Source organism: Cryobacterium sp. Sr3 (genome assembly GCF_004402835.1).
Taxonomy (GTDB): domain Bacteria; phylum Actinomycetota; class Actinomycetes; order Actinomycetales; family Microbacteriaceae; genus Cryobacterium; species Cryobacterium sandaracinum.
The window spans coordinates 58,646-77,143 of sequence record NZ_SOFA01000036.1 but is presented as its reverse complement, the minus strand read 5'-3'; the positions used below and the strand labels follow the sequence as shown (position 1 = coordinate 77,143).

Annotated in this window: 16 protein-coding genes and 1 other RNA gene; 9 read left to right on the top strand and 8 right to left on the bottom strand. The window is 66.4% G+C overall.

Features of this window, described 5'->3' with window-relative positions; translation table 11 throughout:
- The first annotated feature begins 5 nt into the window (after positions 1-5).
- Both lpdA and E3N94_RS10765 read left to right on the top strand, forming a co-directional pair.
- Positions 6-1,376, top strand: a complete 1,371-nt coding sequence (lpdA, locus tag E3N94_RS10770) for a dihydrolipoyl dehydrogenase (protein WP_104101978.1) — start codon at positions 6-8, stop codon at positions 1,374-1,376.
- A gap of 70 nt (positions 1,377-1,446) precedes the next feature.
- Positions 1,447-2,952, top strand: coding sequence for a 2-oxo acid dehydrogenase subunit E2 (locus E3N94_RS10765; RefSeq protein ID WP_134570216.1), 1,506 nt, complete (start codon positions 1,447-1,449; stop codon positions 2,950-2,952).
- 29 nt (positions 2,953-2,981) lie between these two features.
- Here E3N94_RS10765 and E3N94_RS10760 read toward each other — a convergent pair whose 3' ends face one another.
- Positions 2,982-4,556, bottom strand: coding sequence for a protein kinase (locus tag E3N94_RS10760; protein WP_166785297.1), 1,575 nt, complete (start codon positions 4,554-4,556; stop codon positions 2,982-2,984).
- Positions 4,557-4,665: 109 nt separating this feature from the next.
- On the opposite strand from E3N94_RS10760, the gene lipB reads away from it, so the two are divergent.
- From lipB to E3N94_RS10745, 3 genes are read left to right on the top strand one after another with little or no spacing between them, the layout of a single operon-like run.
- Positions 4,666-5,301: a lipoyl(octanoyl) transferase LipB gene (lipB, locus tag E3N94_RS10755; protein WP_104101969.1), complete on the top strand. Its 636-nt coding sequence runs from the start codon at positions 4,666-4,668 to the stop codon at positions 5,299-5,301.
- The gene (lipA, locus tag E3N94_RS10750) at positions 5,298-6,287 is read left to right on the top strand and encodes a lipoyl synthase (protein ID WP_104101966.1); all 990 of its coding nucleotides are present in this window, start codon (positions 5,298-5,300) and stop codon (positions 6,285-6,287) included. The genes lipB and lipA overlap by 4 nt, the downstream gene beginning before the upstream one ends.
- A gap of 48 nt (positions 6,288-6,335) precedes the next feature.
- The gene (locus E3N94_RS10745) at positions 6,336-7,046 is read left to right on the top strand and encodes a DUF4191 domain-containing protein (protein WP_104101963.1); all 711 of its coding nucleotides are present in this window, start codon (positions 6,336-6,338) and stop codon (positions 7,044-7,046) included.
- A gap of 22 nt (positions 7,047-7,068) precedes the next feature.
- On the opposite strand, the gene E3N94_RS10740 is transcribed toward E3N94_RS10745, so the two are convergent.
- On the bottom strand, positions 7,069-7,509 hold the full coding sequence (locus E3N94_RS10740) for an RDD family protein (RefSeq protein ID WP_104101960.1): 441 nt from the start codon (positions 7,507-7,509) through the stop codon (positions 7,069-7,071).
- Positions 7,510-7,653: 144 nt separating this feature from the next.
- Between E3N94_RS10740 and glnA the strand changes: the two genes are divergently transcribed.
- Positions 7,654-9,078 (top strand): type I glutamate--ammonia ligase, encoded by a 1,425-nt coding sequence (gene glnA / locus E3N94_RS10735; RefSeq protein WP_104101957.1) that lies wholly within the window; start codon positions 7,654-7,656, stop codon positions 9,076-9,078.
- A gap of 81 nt (positions 9,079-9,159) precedes the next feature.
- Here glnA and E3N94_RS10730 read toward each other — a convergent pair whose 3' ends face one another.
- Positions 9,160-12,195 (bottom strand): bifunctional [glutamine synthetase] adenylyltransferase/[glutamine synthetase]-adenylyl-L-tyrosine phosphorylase, encoded by a 3,036-nt coding sequence (locus E3N94_RS10730; RefSeq protein WP_134570215.1) that lies wholly within the window; start codon positions 12,193-12,195, stop codon positions 9,160-9,162.
- Between the two features lie 19 nt (positions 12,196-12,214).
- Positions 12,215-13,552 (bottom strand): glutamine synthetase family protein, encoded by a 1,338-nt coding sequence (locus E3N94_RS10725; RefSeq protein WP_104101951.1) that lies wholly within the window; start codon positions 13,550-13,552, stop codon positions 12,215-12,217.
- Positions 13,553-13,653: 101 nt separating this feature from the next.
- Between E3N94_RS10725 and panB the strand changes: the two genes are divergently transcribed.
- Positions 13,654-14,526: a 3-methyl-2-oxobutanoate hydroxymethyltransferase gene (panB, locus tag E3N94_RS10720; RefSeq protein ID WP_104101948.1), complete on the top strand. Its 873-nt coding sequence runs from the start codon at positions 13,654-13,656 to the stop codon at positions 14,524-14,526.
- A gap of 18 nt (positions 14,527-14,544) precedes the next feature.
- Here panB and E3N94_RS10715 read toward each other — a convergent pair whose 3' ends face one another.
- The gene (locus tag E3N94_RS10715) at positions 14,545-14,733 is read right to left on the bottom strand and encodes an SPOR domain-containing protein (protein WP_104101945.1); all 189 of its coding nucleotides are present in this window, start codon (positions 14,731-14,733) and stop codon (positions 14,545-14,547) included.
- Between the two features lie 12 nt (positions 14,734-14,745).
- Here E3N94_RS10715 and map point away from each other — a divergent pair, with 12 nt between their 5' ends.
- Both map and ppgK read left to right on the top strand, forming a co-directional pair.
- Positions 14,746-15,612 (top strand): type I methionyl aminopeptidase, encoded by an 867-nt coding sequence (gene map / locus E3N94_RS10710; RefSeq protein ID WP_134401671.1) that lies wholly within the window; start codon positions 14,746-14,748, stop codon positions 15,610-15,612.
- Between the two features lie 19 nt (positions 15,613-15,631).
- Entirely contained in the window at positions 15,632-16,396 is a 765-nt protein-coding gene (gene ppgK, locus E3N94_RS10705; RefSeq protein WP_104101940.1) for a polyphosphate--glucose phosphotransferase, read from the top strand.
- A gap of 51 nt (positions 16,397-16,447) precedes the next feature.
- Here ppgK and rnpB read toward each other — a convergent pair.
- From rnpB to E3N94_RS10690, 3 genes are all read right to left on the bottom strand, one after another.
- Positions 16,448-16,824: RNase P RNA component class A (rnpB, locus tag E3N94_RS10700), an RNA gene on the bottom strand.
- A 44-nt stretch (positions 16,825-16,868) separates the two neighbouring features.
- Positions 16,869-17,606 carry a C4-type zinc ribbon domain-containing protein gene (locus tag E3N94_RS10695; protein WP_104101937.1) on the bottom strand — a complete coding sequence of 246 codons (738 nt, stop codon included), beginning with the start codon at positions 17,604-17,606 and terminating at the stop codon, positions 16,869-16,871.
- A 68-nt stretch (positions 17,607-17,674) separates the two neighbouring features.
- On the bottom strand, positions 17,675-18,496 hold the full coding sequence (locus E3N94_RS10690) for a Nif3-like dinuclear metal center hexameric protein (RefSeq protein WP_134419327.1): 822 nt from the start codon (positions 18,494-18,496) through the stop codon (positions 17,675-17,677).
- Positions 18,497-18,498 lie beyond the last annotated feature (2 nt).

The window sequence follows — 18,498 nt, the reverse complement described above, 5'->3', positions numbered from 1 at the left end:
TCTGGGTGTCGGAACAGAATTTTGACCTTGTCGTTCTCGGCGGCGGAAGCGGTGGCTACGCGGCCGCATTGCGTGCCGTTCAGCTGGGGCTCACCGTTGGCCTGATCGAAAAAGGCAAACTCGGCGGAACCTGTCTGCACCTCGGTTGCATCCCGACCAAGGCACTTCTGCACTCGGCCGAGGTGGCCGATTTCAGCCGCGACGCCGCGAAGTATGGTGTCAAAACGCAGTTCGAGGGCATCGACATGCCCGCCGTGAACGCGTTCCGCAAGAGTATTGTGGCGTCGAAGTTCAAGGGGCTGCAGGGTCTGATCAAGTCGCGCGGCATCACAGTGATCGAAGGTGAAGGTCGACTGATTTCGCCGAACACCGTGCAGGTCGGTGCCGACACCATCGTGGGTAAGAACATCGTCCTCGCGACAGGCTCCTACTCCCGCTCCCTGCCGGGGCTCGCCATCGGCGGTCGAGTCATGACCAGCGAGCACGCCCTCGAGCTCGAGTTCGTCCCGAAGAAGGTCGCCGTGCTCGGCGGCGGCGTCATCGGCGCCGAATTCGCGAGCGTCTGGAAGTCCTTCGGTGCCGACGTCACCATCATCGAGGCACTTCCCCACCTGGTTCCCAACGAGGAAGAGTCCATCTCCAAGCAGCTGGAGCGCGCCTTCCGAAAGCGTGGCATCGAATACTCGCTCGGCATCCGGTTCCAGAGCGTCACTCAGCACGAGAACGGCGTCGTCATCACCCTGGAGGACGGCACCGTCATCGAGGCGGAGATTCTGCTCGTCGCCGTCGGGCGTGGCCCGTCGACCGCCGGACTCGGCTTCGAGGAGGTCGGCGTCACCATGGACCGCGGCTTCGTCCTGACCGACGAGCGCCTCGCGACCAACATCCCCGGCGTCTTCGCCGTGGGCGACATCGTCCCCGGCCTGCAGCTCGCGCACCGCGGATTCCAGCAAGGCATCTTCGTCGCCGAGGAGATCGCCGGTCTCAACCCGATCGTCGTCGACGACCTCAACATCCCCAAGGTCACCTATAGCGACCCGGAGATCGCCTCCGTTGGCTACTCGGAGGCCAAGGCTGCCGAAAAGTTCGGCGCCGACCAGATCTCCACCGTCGAGTACAACCTGGGTGGAAACGGCAAGAGCTCCATCCTCGGCACGAGTGGCTCCATCAAGCTCGTCCGGGTCAAAGACGGCCCCATCCTCGGTGTCCACATGATCGGCGCCCGCGTCGGCGAGCTGATCGGTGAGGGACAGTTGGTGGTGAACTGGGAGGCCTACCCGGAAGACATCGCCCCGTTCCTGCACGCGCACCCCACCCAGAACGAGGCACTCGGCGAGGCCTTCCTGGCGCTGGCCGGCAAGCCGCTTCACGCGTAGCCGTCGAACCTCTGCATTCAGACACTCAGTACTCTAATTACAGACAATTCGTTTTGAAGGAGACAATCGCATGAGCGAATCCGTTAACCTCCCGGCACTCGGTGAGAGTGTCACAGAGGGTACGGTCACCCGCTGGCTGAAGAACGTGGGAGACCGCGTCGAAGTCGACGAGCCGCTGCTGGAAGTATCGACCGACAAGGTGGACACGGAAATCCCGTCCCCCATTGCCGGCGTGATCGAGGCCATCCTGGTTCAGGAAGATGAGACCGTCGAGGTCGGAACTCCGCTGGTCACGATCGGTGACGGTTCCGGTGCCTCCGCTCCCGTCGCGGAAGCGCCTGCGCCGGTGGACGCTCCCGAGCCCGTCGCGGAAGCGCCGGCACCGGTGGCCGCCCCCGCACCCGTGGCGGCACCCGCACCCGTTGCAGCACCCGAACCGGTCGCGGCACCCGCACCGGTCGCCGCTCCCGAACCGGTCGCGGCACCCGAACCGGTCGCGGCACCCGCACCGGTCGCGGCACCCGCACCGGTCGCTGCACCCGCACCGGTGTTCGCGCCCACACCGGTCGCGGCACCCGTTGCTGCTGCGGCTCCTGTCGCTGCCCCCGTCGCCGCCCCAGCACCTGCCGCTGCCCCCGTGGTCGCGCCGGAGCCGGCCGTCTCCCGCGGATCGCACGCGGGAACATCCGGCTACGTCACCCCCATCGTCCGCAAACTCGCGAACGAGGCCGGTGTCGATCTGTCTCGCGTGGTCGGAACCGGTGTCGGTGGACGCATCCGCAAGGAAGACATCGCGCTCGCCCAGGTCAGCGCTCCCGTCGGGACGACTGCAGCAACAGCTCCGGCCGTGGAGGTTTCCGCCCTGCGCGGGACCACCCAGCCCATGTCGCGTCTGCGCAAGGTCGTCGCCGAACGCGCCGTCATCTCGATGCAGTCATCGGCTCAGCTGACCACGGTGGTCGAGGTCGACGTGACCCGGGTCGCGATTCTTCGCGACCAGGTGAAGGCCGATTTTCACGCCAAGACGGGTAACAAGCTGTCCTTTCTGCCGTTCTTCGCTCTCGCTGCAGCCGAGGCACTTCAGGCCAACCCAATCATCAACGCCACCATTAACGGCGACACGATCGTGTACCCGAGCCAGGAGAACATCAGCATTGCGGTCGATACCGAACGCGGCCTGCTGACCCCGGTCGTGCGCAACGCGGGCGAACTCGATCTGGCCGGATTCGCCGCTCAGATCGCCGATCTCGCTCAGCGCACCCGCGACAACAAGCTCAAGCCCGACGAACTGTCTGGTGGAACGTTCACGCTGACCAACACCGGTTCGCGCGGTGCGCTCTTCGACACCCCGGTCGTCTTCCTGCCGCAGAGCGCCATCCTCGGCACCGGGGTTGTCTACAAGAAGCCCATCGTCGTCAGCCAGGGTGGCCTCGACGCGATCGCGATCCGCTCGACCGTGTTCCTGGCTCTGTCCTATGATCACCGCATCATTGACGGCGCGGATGCTTCACGCTTCCTCGTCACCATGAAGCAGCGTCTCGAGGCAGGTGCCTTCGAAGCAAACCTCGGCATCTAGTCGATGTCGTCCGTGAGACCGGACCTTGACTAGTAGTCGAAAATATCCCTGATTCGCCAGCCGGCCTCGCCCTTGATCACAAGGACCGAGGCCGGCTGTCGTTCTGCATCCGGGGCCTGAAGCGACACGAGCGCGACATCCCCCATTCGCTCCACCAGAACCGCCGCCCACGACGACCAATCCTCGAATTCGGCGACCTCGCCGCCCTGTTGCATCATGCGCAGGGTGTAGCTGTCGGCCGCCAGAGCCGCCGATTGCGCCTGGTGCACGGCATCGAGGCAGACCACCGAAACCTCCGCAAGGCACCGGCTGCGGACCCGCAGCAGGGCCGGAAGCGCGACCACCGGGTCGTCACCGGTCACCACGGCTTCCTCTCGGGGAGACCCGTCGCCGCCTACTTCGTCGCCGTCAGCGGTGGTCGACCCGGCCAGCTTTGAGGAGCCCTCCGGCCGCGCTCCGTCGGTGTGTGCGGATCCACCCGCGGCCAGCGCCATCACCGCCAGTCCCGTACTCAACAGGGCCACGAGGGCCACGAGGAGCAGCGGCCCACGGCGGAGGCGGAACCGCCGGCCCAGCAGCGACTTCAGCCCACCGGCCGGGTGACCTTCCCACAGCCGGCCAACCGCCGTGCGAGCACGCGAGACCCGGCTGCCGAGCATCCGTTTGGCCCGGGGATCCTCTGCGGCAAAGCGGACCTTCTCCGTGGGAGCACATCCGACGAAATCGTCACTCAGAGGTCTCCGGAGCCAGTCGACGGCCGGTTGCGGCCCGCTGACGGCCTCGGGGCTCCGACCCAGCCTCACCGGCCTGGCCTCGGCCCAGGCGAACAGGAGATGCTCGACCTCGCCCCAGGTGCGGGCCGCCGAGCCAGCGGCCGGCACCGCACACCACCGTTCCAGGTCGCGGAGGACCGTCGGGACCGGCACGACGGGATCGACGTGGTCGAGCACCGTCCGGATGACCTGCGCGAGCCGGCCGTGCACCAGGGCGAGCGCCTCGGACCGCCCGCGACCGGCCTCGGGCAGCGCCCGGAGCTCTCCCAGCCCGGTCAGGACCGGGCGCCCGCTGGAGTCGAAGAGAATGCTCGCGAGGCTGACGGCCGGATGGATCAGGCCGATGGCCTGCAGCTCCGCCAATGCGGCCGCGATCGGCGCCAGGATCGTGACCGCCTCCCCGGGAAGCAAGTGGCTGCGGCCCTCCAGAAAGCCGCTCAGCGACCCGCCCGTGAGCTGTTCCAGTACGAGGCAGGTGCGGCCATCGGCCAGGGTGCCGACATCGACGAGCGTGGTCAGCCGTCCGACCGTCAGGGTGGTCAGGGCTTGGACCTCCCGTTCGATCGAGAGGTCATCCGTTCCCGGATGGAAGACCTTGAGCACGACGGACGTCGTGGAGCCACCCTGCTCCCACCCCCGCGCCTCATCCCCGGTCGAGGTCGACGGGGACGGCGCCACGCCCACATACAGGTCGGCCCGGTCGGTTGACGCCAAGCGCCGCAGAGCGCGGTAGCCTGCGACCAATGTGGGGCCGCCGCCGGGTACCGAGCCGGTCGAGTGCGGCGGGGACGCGGGCCCCGGATTGCGGACGCGTCGACCACGAGTTCTCATACCGGACATGCTGGCCTCGCCGCTCCCCTCCCGGCCGACCCGGACTCGGTTCGGGGACAACCGGGCCGCCAACCCCGTGGGGAGGAGCGCCGGGGTTTAGGATGAGGGCATGCTCGACTTTGTCGTCGCGGGGCTAAGCGCCAACTCCGTGCCGTATGTTGAGGGCCTTGAGCTCCAACGCGCAGTCCATCGTTCCGTCGTCTCCGGGGAGAGGTCGGACACCGTCATCTTTCTCGAACATCCGAGTGTGTATACCGCCGGGAAGCGCACAGCTCCTGAGGAGCGTCCCCGAAACGGAACCCCCGTCATCGACGCGGACCGCGGTGGGAAGATCACCTGGCACGGCCCCGGGCAGCTGGTCGGGTATCCGGTTATTCGCCTCCGGGAGCCCGTCGACGTCGTCGGCTACGTGCGCCTCCTCGAGGGGATCCTCATCGACGCCCTCCTGGGCTTCGACATCGTCGGCTGCCGAATCTCGGGCCGTTCAGGAGTCTGGGTCGGCCCGGAGGGCCGGGAAGACAAAATCGCCGCCATCGGAATCCGCGTCGCGGAAGGAGTGACCATGCACGGCTTCGCCCTCAACTGCAACAACTCGCTCGAACCCTACGACCACATCATCGCCTGCGGGATCAAGGACGCCGGCGTCACCACCATCTCGAGAATGGTCGGCCACGACGTGAAACCGGCCGACCTCATCGCCCCCATCACGGCCCAGTTCGAGACCGTCTGGGCGGTGTCCGCATGAGCGCGGCGCCCGAGGGACGCAAGATGCTCCGCCTTGAGATCCGCAATATGGAAACGCCGATCGAACGTAAGCCCGCCTGGATCAAGACGGTGGCGAAGATGGGACCGGAGTACCGCAAGCTCCAAAACCTGGTGAAGGGCGAAAACCTGCACACCGTGTGCCAGGAGGCCGGCTGCCCTAACATCTTCGAATGCTGGGAAGACCGCGAGGCGACCTTCCTGATCGGCGGGTCACAGTGCACGAGGCGGTGCGACTTCTGCCAGATCGATACCGGCAAACCTGCCGAGTACGACACTGATGAGCCGCGCCGTGTCGCGGAATCCGTCGTCAAGATGAATCTGCGCTACGCCACGGTGACGGGCGTCGCCCGCGACGACCTGCCAGACGAGGGCTCCTGGCTCTACGCGGAGACCATCCGGCAGATCCATCAGCAGAGTCCCGGAACCGGCGTCGAGATTCTGGTCCCGGACTTCTCCGGCAACCCGGACCACCTCGGCGAGGTTTTCTCCGCCCAGCCCGAGGTCTTCGGCCACAATGTGGAGACCGTCCCGAGAATCTTCAAGCGAATCCGGCCGGCATTCCGCTACGAACGGTCCCTGGACGTCCTCACCCAGGGCCGCGATGCGGGACTTATCACGAAATCGAATCTGATCCTGGGCATGGGCGAGGAGCGCGCGGAGGTCAGCCAGGCCCTCCAGGACCTGCACGACGCCGGGACCGACATCATCACGATCACCCAGTATCTGCGGCCGAGCGCGCGTCATCTGCCCGTGGCCCGCTGGGTGAAGCCGGAGGAGTTCGTCGAACTCAAGGAGGAAGCCGAGGCCATCGGTTTCCTTGGTGTGCTCTCCGGCCCGCTTGTGCGCTCGTCCTATCGGGCCGGCCGGCTCTGGGCCCAGTCCATGCTGGCGACCGGTCGCGAAGTTCCGCCGCAACTGCGCCACCTGGCGGACGCATCCCTCGGGTTCGCGCAGGCGGTCTCCTGATCAAAAATCGGTCACGAGACATTCGGGTGACTGGGTAGTCTTGGAACCATGGCACGCAGCAAGGACAAGACTCCCCGCCCCCCCAAGAAGCCCGGCCGCATGAAGCAAATGTGGCAGGTGTTCCAGATGACACGCCGCTACGACAAGAAGATCGTGTTGTTCATGGTTCTCGGCTTCGTGGTGCCCGTCGCGGTCGCGCTGGGACTTGCCCTTATTCTGTCCCCCGGAAGCATCCTCAACATCGTCTTGTGGACGATTTCGGGTGTGCTCACCGGAATCCTCGCCATGCTCATCATCCTGGGCCAGCGGGCCGAGAAAGCCGCATACACGCAGATCGAGGGCCAGCCCGGCGCCGTCGGCGCGGTGCTGCGCGGTTCGCTGAAGCGCGGTTGGGTGGGAAGTGAGATGCCCGTCGCCGTCAACGGCAAGACTCAGGATGCCGTGTACCGGGCTGTCGGCCGCGGCGGCGTGGTGCTGATCAGTGAAGGGCCGCGCACCCGAACGGCCCGCATGCTCGAGGAAGAGCGCCGGATGGTGACCAGGCTCGGCGGCAGCATCGCTGTCACCATCATCAGCGTCGGCCCCGACGCCGATGCCGTGCCGCTGCACAAACTGGCCCGGCGCCTCACCCGGATCAAGCCCACCCTGACCAAGGCCGAGGTGCTCGCCGTGAACAACCGGTTGAATTCCATGACCAAGAAACTGCCGATCCCCAAGGGCGTCGACCCGATGAAGGCGCGTCCGCAGCGCGGAAACTAGGCTCTTCCCCTCGCGGCTCAGGCTAGGAGCGGATGAGCACCGTTCCCGCGACCTTGTCGTGGAAACCGCGCTGGTCCGAGTCCCAGACCAGAGCGGGGACCGCCAGCCCGAGCAGCAGGGACCGCACGACGGGGCGCCACAACCCCACCCAACCCGGCTGGAGCGGAACGACCCGGAGCCCGACCAGACGGTGGCCGATGCTGCCGCCAATGGTCGGGATGAACACGATCTGGAGCCCCACGAAAATGGCGGTCACAGCGAAGCCGTTGACCACGCCGCTCGTGCTGAAGAACAGTGCCGCCGCCCCGTAGGCCAGGGCCCAGTCCAACGCGAGGGCGCCGATCCTGCGGCCGACGCGCCCCACGGAACGGGTTCCCTCGTTCGGCAGGCCGAGGCGCTCCCCCGGCCAACGGCTCGGTGGAAGTTGTCCAAAAGTGGTCGAATTCGAGGCTGCGGCAGACACGGGCTGAGTCTACCGATCGGGCCCCGCTGTAACATGTGTGAAACATAAGCGTCACTGCCGGGTAATGGCATCCCAGTAGCCTCGAAGAAGCCGCAGCGCGCGACTTACACGTTCTATGCCCACGTCATTTGGAGAAAAAACCGCATGTTCCGCGATTCGTCAGAAGTGCTCAAGTTCATCAAAGACACGGACGTCAAGTTCCTTGACATCCGTTTCACCGATTTGCCGGGTGTTCAGCAGCACTTCAACATCCCCGCGTCGACCGTCGATGAGGAGTTCTTCACGGTCGGGCAGATGTTCGACGGTTCGTCGATCCGCGGTTTCGCGTCGATCCACGAATCCGACATGCAGCTGATCCCGGACGTGACCACGGCCTACATCGACGCGTTCCGCACCGAGCGCACCCTCATCATGCTTTTCGACATCTACAACCCGCGCAACGGCGAGATCTATTCGAAGGACCCGCGTCAGGTTGCCAAGAAGGCCGAGAAGTACCTGGCTTCGACCGGGATCGCGGACACCGCATTCTTCGCTCCGGAGGCCGAGTTCTACATCTTCGACGATGTTCGCTACGAAGTGAACCAGCACTCCAGCTTCTACTCCGTGGACTCCAGCGAGGGTGCCTGGAACTCGGGCAAGGAAGAGGTCGGCGGGAACCTCGCCAACAAGACGCCTTTTAAAGGCGGCTACTTCCCCGTCAGCCCGGTCGACCAGCACGCCGACCTGCGCGACGACATCTGCCTCAAGCTGATTGACGCCGGACTCATCCTGGAACGCAGCCACCACGAGGTCGGCACCGGCGGCCAGGGCGAGATCAACTACCGCTTCGACACCATGGTGCACGCAGCCGACGATCTGCTCAAGTTCAAGTACATCGTCAAGAACACCTCGGCCGAGTGGGGAAAGACGGCCACCTTCATGCCGAAGCCTCTGTTCGGCGACAACGGCTCCGGCATGCACACGCACCAGTCACTGTGGGCCGACGGCAAGCCCCTTTTCTACGACGAGTCCGGCTACGGCGGACTGTCCGACGTCGCCCGCTGGTACATCGGCGGTCTGCTCAAGCACGCACCGGCCGTACTCGCCTTCACAAACCCGAGCGTCAACTCCTACCACCGTCTGGTGCCGGGGTTCGAAGCTCCCGTCAACCTCGTCTACTCGGCGGGTAACCGCTCGGCGTCCATCCGGATCCCGATCACGGGCACCAACCCGAAGGCGAAGCGCATCGAGTTCCGCGCTCCCGATGCCTCGGGCAACCCGTACCTCGCCTTCGCCGCCCAGCTGATGGCCGGACTGGACGGCATCAAGAACCGGATCGAACCGCACGAGCCGGTCGACAAGGACCTCTACGAGCTGCCGCCCGAAGAGGCCAAGAACATCCCGCAGGTTCCCGCATCGCTCGGCGAGGCCCTCGTAGCCCTCGAGAACGACCACGACTTCCTGCTTGCCGGTAACGTCTTCACGCCCGAACTGATCGAAACCTGGATCGACTACAAGCGTGAGATGGAAATCAAGCCGCTCGCGCAGCGTCCGCACCCGTTCGAGTTCGAGCTCTACTACGGCGTCTAGACCGCAGCCCCGGCAACCGGCTGGGTATAGGCAGGAGGACCTCATCCCCTCGGGGATGCGGTCCTCCTGCCTGTACCGGACCTACCCGCCGAAGGGGCCGGCGCGCTCCACCGGCCCGTAGAACAGGCGCTCGAACACCGCGCGGGCGCGGCGGGTCACCGAGAGGTATTCCTCCTCGAGCTGGTTGGCAGAGCCCGGCGGGTATTCCATCACCCGGGCGACGCCGTCGAGCTGCACGCGGTCGGTCGGGAGGACATCCGCGGTCTTGTTGGTCCAGAGGGTGATCGCGGACCGGCAGCGGGACGCGAAGAGCCACGCGGTGGTGAGAGTTTCGGCATCCGTCTCGTTGACCAGGCCCGCGGCGACGGCCGCGCGGAGGGCGCCGAGCGTCGACGAGGTACGCAGCTCGGCGATGTCGGCCGCATGCTGCAGCTGAAGCAGCTGCACGAACCACTCCACGTCGCTCAACGACCCTCGGCCGAGCTTGAGGTGCCGGTTGGGATCGGCGCCCTGCGGCAGCCGTTCGTTTTCGACTCTGGCCTTGATCCGCTTGACCTCACGGATCGCCTGTTCGCTGATCGATGACGGATACCGCACCTCGTCGGCGACGGCCTCGAAGTCGGCCAGGAGCCGGGCGTCGCCGGCGACTCCTCTCCCCCGCAACAGCGCCTGTGCCTCCCAGGTGAGCGACCAACGCCGATAGTAGGCCTCGTAGGACTCGAGGGACCTGGCAACGGAACCGTTCTTCCCCTCAGGGCGCAGCCCGATGTCCAGGTCCAGAGGCAGGCGGTTGTCATCGGTGAGCCGCGACAATTCCTTGACGATGAACTTCGCCCGGTCGTGGGCTGCCTCGCCGGTGAGGGTGCCCGGGCGAAAGACGTACATCACGTCGGCATCCGAGCCGAACCCCAGTTCCGAGCCGCCGAACCGGCCCATTCCGATCACGGCGAATTCGATCCCGTCGGCGTCCTGACCGTCTTCGGCCCCGTCGAGCGTGGTGCCACGGATGGCGGCGAGCACCCCCTCGATGATGGTGGCGGTGACGTCGGTGAGCCCCGTCGCCAGCTCGTCGATGCTGACCTGGCCCAGGATCGCCGAGAACGCCAGCCGCAGCATTTCGCGGCGCCGGGCCGTGCGCAGGATCGAGGCGGCCGCATCCGGGCTCTCGTGCCGTGCCAGCACGGCGCGGGCCTCCTCACGGAGGGTGGCCGCGCTGCGGGGCCGCAGGTCGTCCTCGTCTTCCAGCCAGGCCACGGATTCGGGAATCGTCTCCAGGAGCTCGCCGACGAAACGGGATGAGGACAGCACCCGGGTGAGTCGCTCGGCGGCCCCGGATGAGTCGCGGAGCATGCGCAGGAACCAGTAGGTCGTACCGAGACTGTCGCTCAGGCGCCGGAACGCGAGCAGCCCGTAGTCGGGGTCGGCTCCCTCGGAGAACCATTGCAGCAGCACAGGCAGTAGATTGCGCTGAATCGTCGCCCGTCGGGACACCCCGCCGGTGAGGGCCGCGATGTGACCGAGGGCGCCCTTGGTATTGCGGAATCCGATGGCGGCCAGCCGGGCCTCGGCCTGGGCGCTGGTGAGGCCCAGCCCGTCCGCGGGAAGCGCGGCCACCGCCGACAGGAGAGGGCGGTAGAACAGGCGCTCATGCAGGCCGCGCACCCGGTGCTTGGTGTTCAGCCACCGGACGCTCAGCTGGGCGGCGTTCGGGGCGAGCCCGGTCGCCCGGGCGAGGACGCGCAGGCTCGACTCGTCGCGCGGGACAAGGTGGGTGCGCCGGAGCTTCTCCAGCTGCAGGCGGTGCTCCATCAGCCTCAGGATGCGGTACTCCTGAGCGAACTCGGCCGCTTCAGCGCGCCCGACATATCCGCTCTCGGCCAGCGCGGTCAGCGCTGGCAGGGTGCCGGCCTGCCGAACCGCCGGATCCGCCTGACCGTGCACGAGCTGCAGAAGCTGCACAGTGAACTCGATGTCGCGGAGGCCGCCGGGGCCGAGCTTCAGCTGCACGGCGACTTCGTCCTCCGGAATGTTCTTGGTGACGCGCTCGCGCATCCGCTGCACGGACTCGACGAAATTCTCCCGGCTGGCACTGGTCCACACCTTCGGGGACACCGCCGCCACATACCGGCCCCCGAGCTCGAGGTCGCCCGCCAGCGGTCTGGCCTTCAGCAGCGCCTGGAACTCCCAGCTCTTCGCCCAACGGTCGTAGTAGGCCAGGTGAGACTCGAGGGATCGCACCAGGGCGCCGGACTTGCCCTCGGGACGGAGGTTCGGGTCCACTTCCCAGAGCTCGGGTTCGACGGCGGGCTGATTCAGGCCCCGCATCAGCAGGATCGCGAGCCGGGTGGCGATATCGACCGCGCGCGGCGCTTCCAGGCCGGCGGCCGGGTCACCCTCGGCGACGAAGATCACGTCGACATCACTGACGTAGTTCAGTTCGCCGGCGCCGGCCTTGCCCATGCCGATCACCGCGAGCCGGGTGGCGCGCACCTCTTCCTCCGGGAATACGCCTCGCCCCGCGACCAAACCGGTGGACATGCTACGCGCGACGGCCAAGGAGGCCTCCAGCGCGGCGGCCGCCAGGTCGGCGAGCGTGCGGGCGACGGCGTCCAGGCCCGCGACCGGGTCGGCCTGCTCGAGGTCGTAGGCGGCCAGCTGCGCCAGGCGGCGCCGGTAGCGCACCCGCAGGGCGACCCAGCCCTCATCGTCGACGAGGCTGGCGAACCCGTCCCGGGTACCGACCGCATCCAGCAGGTCCTCGATCAGTTCCGGCAGGTCGGGAAGGGTCGTGAGCGGCTGGGCGAGAACCGTCAATTCCTCCGGATGACGCAGGAAGAACTCGGTCAGTCCGCTCGACGCGCCGACGACCCGCAGCAGCCGCTGGGTCTGCTCCGGGTGCAGCAACAACGCCCGCACCTCGTGCGGTGCCTGGCGCAGCAGCGAAACGAGGGCCGCGAGGGCGGCATCCGGGTTGGCAGTCTTGCCGAGCAGCGGCAGCAGTGCGGCCGATTCGGGTCCGCCCAGGTCACCGACCTCGTCCAGCCGAAAACGCACCTCTCGTAGCTCGACGAAGCCTACCCGGGCGAGCTCGGTCAGGGTCAGCTGTTCCCGTGCCATCGGGTCTCGTCTCCCGCTGTTAGAGCATCTCGAGGTTCTTGTCGAGCTCGAAGGGAGTGACCTGCGAGCGGTACTCCTTCCACTCCTGGCGCTTGTTGAGCAGCACATAGTTGAACACGTGCTCGCCCAGCGTCTCGGCGACCAACTCGGACTCCTCCATGTACTGGATCGCGTGGTCCAGGCTCGCTGGAAGCTGCCGGTAGCCCAGGGCGCGCCGCTCGGTGTCGCTCAGGCCCCACACATTGTCCTCGGCCTCGGGGGGAAGCTCGTAGCCCTCTTCGATTCCCTTGAGCCCGGCGGCCAGCATGAGGGAGTACGCGAGGTACGGATTCGCTGCCGAGTCGATGGCCCGGTACTCGACGCGGGCGCTCTGCCCCTTATTAGGCTTGTAGAGTGGCACCCGGATCAGGGCGGACCGGTTGTTGTGACCCCAGCACACAAAGCTGGGGGCTTCGTCTCCACCCCACAGGCGCTTGTAGGAGTTCACGAACTGGTTCGTGACGGCGGTGATCTCCGGGGCATGCTTGAGCAGCCCGGCGATGAACTGGCGGCCGGTCTTGGAGAGCTGGTATTGCGCGCCCGCCTCGAAGAACGCGTTGGTGTCGCCCTCGAACAAGGACAGGTGCGTGTGCATTCCTGACCCGGGGTGCTCCGACATCGGCTTCGGCATGAACGTCGCGTAGACGCCCTGCTCGATGGCCACCTCCTTGATGACCGTGCGGAAGGTCATGATGTTATCCGCCGTGGTCAGCGCATCCGCGTAGCGCAGGTCGATCTCGTTCTGACCGGGACCTGCCTCGTGGTGGCTGAATTCCACAGAAATGCCAAGGTCTTCGAGCATCCGCACCGACCGGCGGCGGAAGTCGTGGGCTGTGCCGCCGGGAACGTTGTCGAAGTAGCCGGCGTGGTCCACCGGCACGGGGCCGTTCTTGCCATACTTGGACGACTTGAGCAGGTAGAACTCAATTTCGGGGTGGGTGTAGAACGTGAAACCGCGGTCGGCTGCCTTGGCCAGCGTGCGCTTAAGCACATTTCGCGGATCGGCGACGGCCGGCTGACCGTCCGGCGTCATGATGTCGCAGAACATGCGGGCGGTCGGGTCGATCTCACCGCGCCAGGGCAGGATCTGGAACGTGGTCGGGTCCGGGTGCGCGAGCACATCCGCCTCGAACGACCGGGTGAGACCCTCGATCGCCGAACCGTCGAAACCGAGACCCTCGGCGAATGCGCCCTCAACCTCTGCGGGTGCGATGGCCACCGATTTGAGGGTGCCGACGACATCCGTGAACCAGAGTCGGATGAACTTGATTCCCCGCTCCTCGATGGTCCGAAGAACGAAGTCGCGCTGCTTGTCCATTCACGCCCTTTCTTGTCGCTCCCTAGGCTACTGTCTGGCGCCGGCTCTCGGGCGAAACCGGCCGCCGATCGGCCTGAACGCGCCCTGACTACACTTGAGGCATGCCAGAGTCGACCGTTCCGGATGAACCCCAGCCCGTCAGCGAGCTGAATCCCTTCGTTTCCGTGCAGTCCGGACCCAAACGGGTGCGCACGCGCCATTTTCACAACGCCAAGCAGCAGGGCATCCCGATAACGGGGCTCACCAGCTACGACATGCTCACGGCCCAGATCTTCGACCAGGCCGGCATCGACTTCCTGCTCGTGGGCGATTCGGCCGGTAACAACGTGTTCGGCTACGAGACCACCCTTCCGGTGACGGTCGACGAACTCATCCCGCTCACCCGGGCCGTCGCGCGCGCCGTGACCCGCGCACTCGTCGTCGCGGACATGCCCTTCGGTTCGTACGAGACCGGCCAGAGCGAGGCCCTGCACACCGCCGTGCGTTTCATGAAGGAAGCGCAGGCCCACGCGGTCAAGCTTGAGGGCGGGGTTCGCAGCCACAAGCAGATCAAGCGCATCGTGTCATCGGGGATCCCCGTGATGGGGCATGTCGGCTTCACCCCTCAGAGCGAGCACGGGCTGGGCGGACACATGATCCAGGGCCGCGGCGAGGCCGCGGATGAGCTGATCGAAGACGCCCTCGCGGTGCAGGACGCCGGCGCCTTCGCGGTCGTGCTCGAGATGGTCCCGGCGACGGTCGCGGCACTGGTCACCGCACGGCTCGACATCCCCACGATCGGGGTGGGTGCTGGGCCCGACGTAGACGGCCAGCTGTTGGTATGGACGGATTTCGCCGGCATGACCGAGGGGCGGGTGCCCCGATTCGTTCGGCAGTACGCCAACCTGCGCGGCGTGCTGACGGATGCTGTGCACCGGTTCAAGGACGACGTCGACTCCGGCGCGTACCCCGGGCCGGAACACAGCTACGAGTAAAACTCGCCGCTCGCGGGACTAGCGGTCGTTCTCGGCCTCTTCCGCGGCCCATTTGGCGCTGTTCGCGCGCAGCTTCTCCAGCGCGTGGACGGCCTCCTCCCGGGTGGCGAATGGCCCGACGCGGTCCGCGGAGGGGGACTGCATCCCCTGTTCGACCGCGCCCGTGCGCATGTTGTACCAGAACTGATGATCGGTGCCTTCGGACATAAGCTTGATCCTATGCCTAAGGATTCTGTTGGTCACCTCCTCCCGGGCGCGGTTTCTCCGCTCCGCTCCGTTCCCCGCCACATCGTGCGCCCGGAGTACGTCGGCAAGGGGATGCCCTCGCCCTACACAGGATCGGATCTGTACTCCTCCGAGCGCATCGAGCTGATCCGGGAATCAGGCCGGATTGCGGCCGGGGCCATCGAAGCGGTCGCACAGGCCATCCGCCCCGGCGTGACGACAGAGGAACTCGACCGGATCGGCCACGAGTTCATGATCGAGCGTGACGCCTACCCGTCGACGCTCGGCTATCGGGGGTTCCCCAAATCACTGTGTAGTTCCGTGAACGAGGTCATCTGCCACGGCATCCCGGACGACACCGTTCTTGAGAACGGCGACATCGTCAACATAGACGTCACCGCCTACAAAAACGGTGTGCACGGCGACACGAACGCCACCTTCATCGTCGGCGAGGCACGGGACGAGGTCAGGCTTCTCGTCGAACGCACCCGGGAGGCTCTCGCCCGCGGTATCAGGGCCGTCGCTCCCGGACGCCAGGTGAACGTGATCGGCCGCACCATCGAGTCCTTCGCCAAGAGGTTCGGCTACGGGGTCGTTCGGGACTTCACCGGACACGGCGTCGGCGAGGCCTTCCACTCCGGCCTGATCATCCCGCACTACGACTCCGCTCCCGTCTACGACACCGTGATGGAGGTCGGCATGGTCTTCACGATCGAACCGATGCTCACCCTGGGCGGGACCGACTGGGACATGTGGGCGGATGACTGGACCGTGACGACCCGGGACAAGAGCATCACCGCCCAGTTTGAGCACACCCTCGTGGTGACCGACCGCGGCGCCGAGATCCTCACCCTCTCCTGACAACCGGTAGGTTTTGACTATGAGTTCAACCATGGCCATCGGCATTGACATTGGCGGCACCGGGATCAAGGGAGCAGTGGTCGATCTGTCCACCGGCAAGCTCCTGTCCGATCGCATGAAGCTTCCCACGCCTAAAGGCGGCCGACCAGCCGACATCATCGAAACGACCAGGACCCTCCTGACAACCGTTTCCGCCGAGGAGGGTGCCGGCGCGCTGCCGGTGGGCATCTGCTTCCCCGCCGTCGTAAAGAACGGCCACACCATGTCGGCCGCCAACGTCTCGGACAAGTGGATCGGCCTCTCCGCCGAGAATCTCTTCCAGAAGGGTCTCGGCCAGCCCATTCATTTCGTGAACGACGCGGATGCCGCCGGCTACGCGGAGGCGCAGTTCGGCGCGGCGAAGGGGGTGAAGGGAGTGGTCATCATGACGACCCTCGGCACCGGAATCGGAACCGCACTGCTCAACGACGGTTTGCTGGTGCCGAACACCGAACTCGGCCATCTGCAGATCGAGGGCGTCGACTACGAAACCAAGGCCGCGTACTCCGCCAAGGAGCGGGAGAACATGAGCTGGGAAAAATGGGCCGGTCGGCTGCAGAAGTACTACTCGACCTTGGAAGCACTGTTCTCGCCGGACCTCTTCATCGTCGGCGGCGGCGTGTCCAAGCACCACCAGGACTTCCTGCCCCTTCTGCGACTGAAGACAGCCATCATCCCGGCCGTGCATCGCAACAACGCGGGAATCCTCGGGGCCGCCGCACTCGCCGTCAAGCATCAGGACTGACCTGCCCGGGGCGGCAGAGCACCCCGGCGCAGAACCTGGCGGCCGGAAGGTGGAATGGGCCGGCTGTTACGCCGGGTTCTGTCCCGATGCCGAAGCACCCTGGACGGCCATCTATCTCGGGACTACGTTGCCGCAGCCCTCTAGCGGTCTACCCGGAAACTCGGCGAGCCGCCTTGGCGTTTCCTGTCTGACCTTGCTCCGGACGAGGTTTACCTAGCCGACCAGGTCACCCTGGCCTCTGGTGGTCTCTTACACCACCGTTTCACCCTTACCACCGGCCGAAACCGGAGGCGGTCTACTTTCTGTGGCACTGTCTCGCGGGTTACCCCGGGTGGGCGTTACCCACCATCCTGCTCTGCGGAGCCCGGACGTTCCTCGGCATCCGCTGACCCGAAGGTAGCGGATGACGCGACCGTCTTGCCGACCCATTCCACAGTCCAGAATACAGGCCGCCGGCGGGGCCCGGCTCCACCTAGATCCCGGACTCCTCCGTGCGAACCAGGATCGCCCCGCAGTCCGGGCAGAACAGGACCTCGTCGGCCGGCGAGGAACGCACGGCATCGAGGTCGCTGCCGGTGAGCGTCATCGTGCAGCCGCTGCAGGTGCGCGCCCGCAACAGGGCGGCAGCGTTGCCCCGCCCCGTCACGAAGCGCTTCTCGTACAGCGTGGCGAGGTCCTCGGCGACGCTGCCGGCGACGGCGGCCCGGTCCCGGCGGAGTTCGCCGAGCTGCCGGTTCAGATCGGCGAGGCTTTCGTTGCGCGCCTGCTCGGCGTCGTGGATCCGGAGCGCGATCGCGTCCCGCTCCGCCTCCACCGCGGAGACGGTCGCATCGCTCTCCTCGAGCCGTTCCATCACCGCGATCTCGATCTCCTCGAGCGCCAGGAGGCGCTTGCGCAGCGCCGCAAGCTCCGTCTCCAAAGCCTGCACGTCTTTCACCGAGGAAGTGTGCTGAACCCGGTCGGTGTCCCGCGCGATGCGCTTCTCGACCACTTCGACGTCGGATTCGATCCGCGCCAGCTCGGTGCGCACGTCATCACGTTCGCCGACGCGGGTGCCGAAGGCCATCCGAGTGGTGTCGAACAACGTGGTGAGTTCCCGGATCTCGGCGTGCTGGGGCAGGGCCTTCGTCTGATGCTCGACCTGCTGCAGCCGGATGTCGAGGGCCTGAAGCCGGAGAAGCTCTTTCTGTTCTACTGGGGATGCCTTCACGATGTCCTGACCTTTGCGAATAGAAATATGAACGAGCGTTGGGGGTGGATCCGAACTTCATCGGCAGGCTACTGCACGATCGCGAAGTCCCAGGGATCCGTGCGCAGGGAACTGCTGGTGATGCGCACACCGGGCAGAAGAGCCCGCAGCTGTTCGGCGGCCGGCTCGATCCAGAGCCATTCACTGGCCCAGTGCGACACGTCGATCAGGGCAGGGGTGCCCCCCGACAGCCCGGACTGCTCACGGGCCTCCGACGCCGGGTGGTGACGGAGGTCGGAGGTGATATAGACGTCGGACGCCTGCACGGCGGGATGAGGGAGAAGGGAATCGCCTGCACCACCGCAGAGCGAGACGGTTTTGACGACACTGCCGTACTCCCCCGAGACCCGGACGCCGGTGGCGGTCGCCGGCAGGAGCTGGGCGAGCCGGTGGGCCAGTTGGCCCAGGGTGGTCGGGTGCGCGAGCCGGCCGACCCGGCCGATTCCCGTTCCCGCCGCGGCGCCCGCCGTGATGGGGGTTGCGTCAATGAGGCCGAGTCGGGTGGCGAGGATGTCCGAGACGCCGTCTACGACGACATCCGCGTTGGTGTGGGCCGCAAGGAGAGCGCAATTCGCTCGGATCAGACGACCGATCAGGGCGCCCTTGTAACGGTCTTCGGCGACCGACGTGACGCCGCGCAGCAGGAGCGGATGGTGCACCAGGAGCAGGTCTGCGTCATGTCCGACCGCCTCGTCCACGGTCGCGGAGACGGCGTCCACGGCCAGGTGGATCGATTCGACGGGCTGGCCGGGGTTGCCGCAGACCAGACCCGGGGCGTCCCAGACTTCGGCACCGGACAACGGCCACAGTTCATAGATGATCCGACTGACATCGGCGAGTGAGACGGGCACCT

Coding starts and splice junctions, on each gene's coding strand:
- lipB (WP_104101969.1), top strand. CDS start 4,666: ATGCTCGACTTTGTCGTCGCGGGGCTAAGCGCCAACTCCGTGCCGTAT.
- E3N94_RS10745 (WP_104101963.1), top strand. CDS start 6,336: ATGGCACGCAGCAAGGACAAGACTCCCCGCCCCCCCAAGAAGCCCGGC.
- E3N94_RS10715 (WP_104101945.1), bottom strand. CDS start 14,733: ATGTCCGAAGGCACCGATCATCAGTTCTGGTACAACATGCGCACGGGC.
- E3N94_RS10760 (WP_166785297.1), bottom strand. CDS start 4,556: ATGAGAACTCGTGGTCGACGCGTCCGCAATCCGGGGCCCGCGTCCCCG.
- E3N94_RS10765 (WP_134570216.1), top strand. CDS start 1,447: ATGAGCGAATCCGTTAACCTCCCGGCACTCGGTGAGAGTGTCACAGAG.
- E3N94_RS10730 (WP_134570215.1), bottom strand. CDS start 12,195: ATGGCACGGGAACAGCTGACCCTGACCGAGCTCGCCCGGGTAGGCTTC.
- lipA (WP_104101966.1), top strand. CDS start 5,298: ATGAGCGCGGCGCCCGAGGGACGCAAGATGCTCCGCCTTGAGATCCGC.
- E3N94_RS10725 (WP_104101951.1), bottom strand. CDS start 13,552: ATGGACAAGCAGCGCGACTTCGTTCTTCGGACCATCGAGGAGCGGGGA.
- panB (WP_104101948.1), top strand. CDS start 13,654: ATGCCAGAGTCGACCGTTCCGGATGAACCCCAGCCCGTCAGCGAGCTG.
- map (WP_134401671.1), top strand. CDS start 14,746: ATGCCTAAGGATTCTGTTGGTCACCTCCTCCCGGGCGCGGTTTCTCCG.
- glnA (WP_104101957.1), top strand. CDS start 7,654: ATGTTCCGCGATTCGTCAGAAGTGCTCAAGTTCATCAAAGACACGGAC.
- ppgK (WP_104101940.1), top strand. CDS start 15,632: ATGAGTTCAACCATGGCCATCGGCATTGACATTGGCGGCACCGGGATC.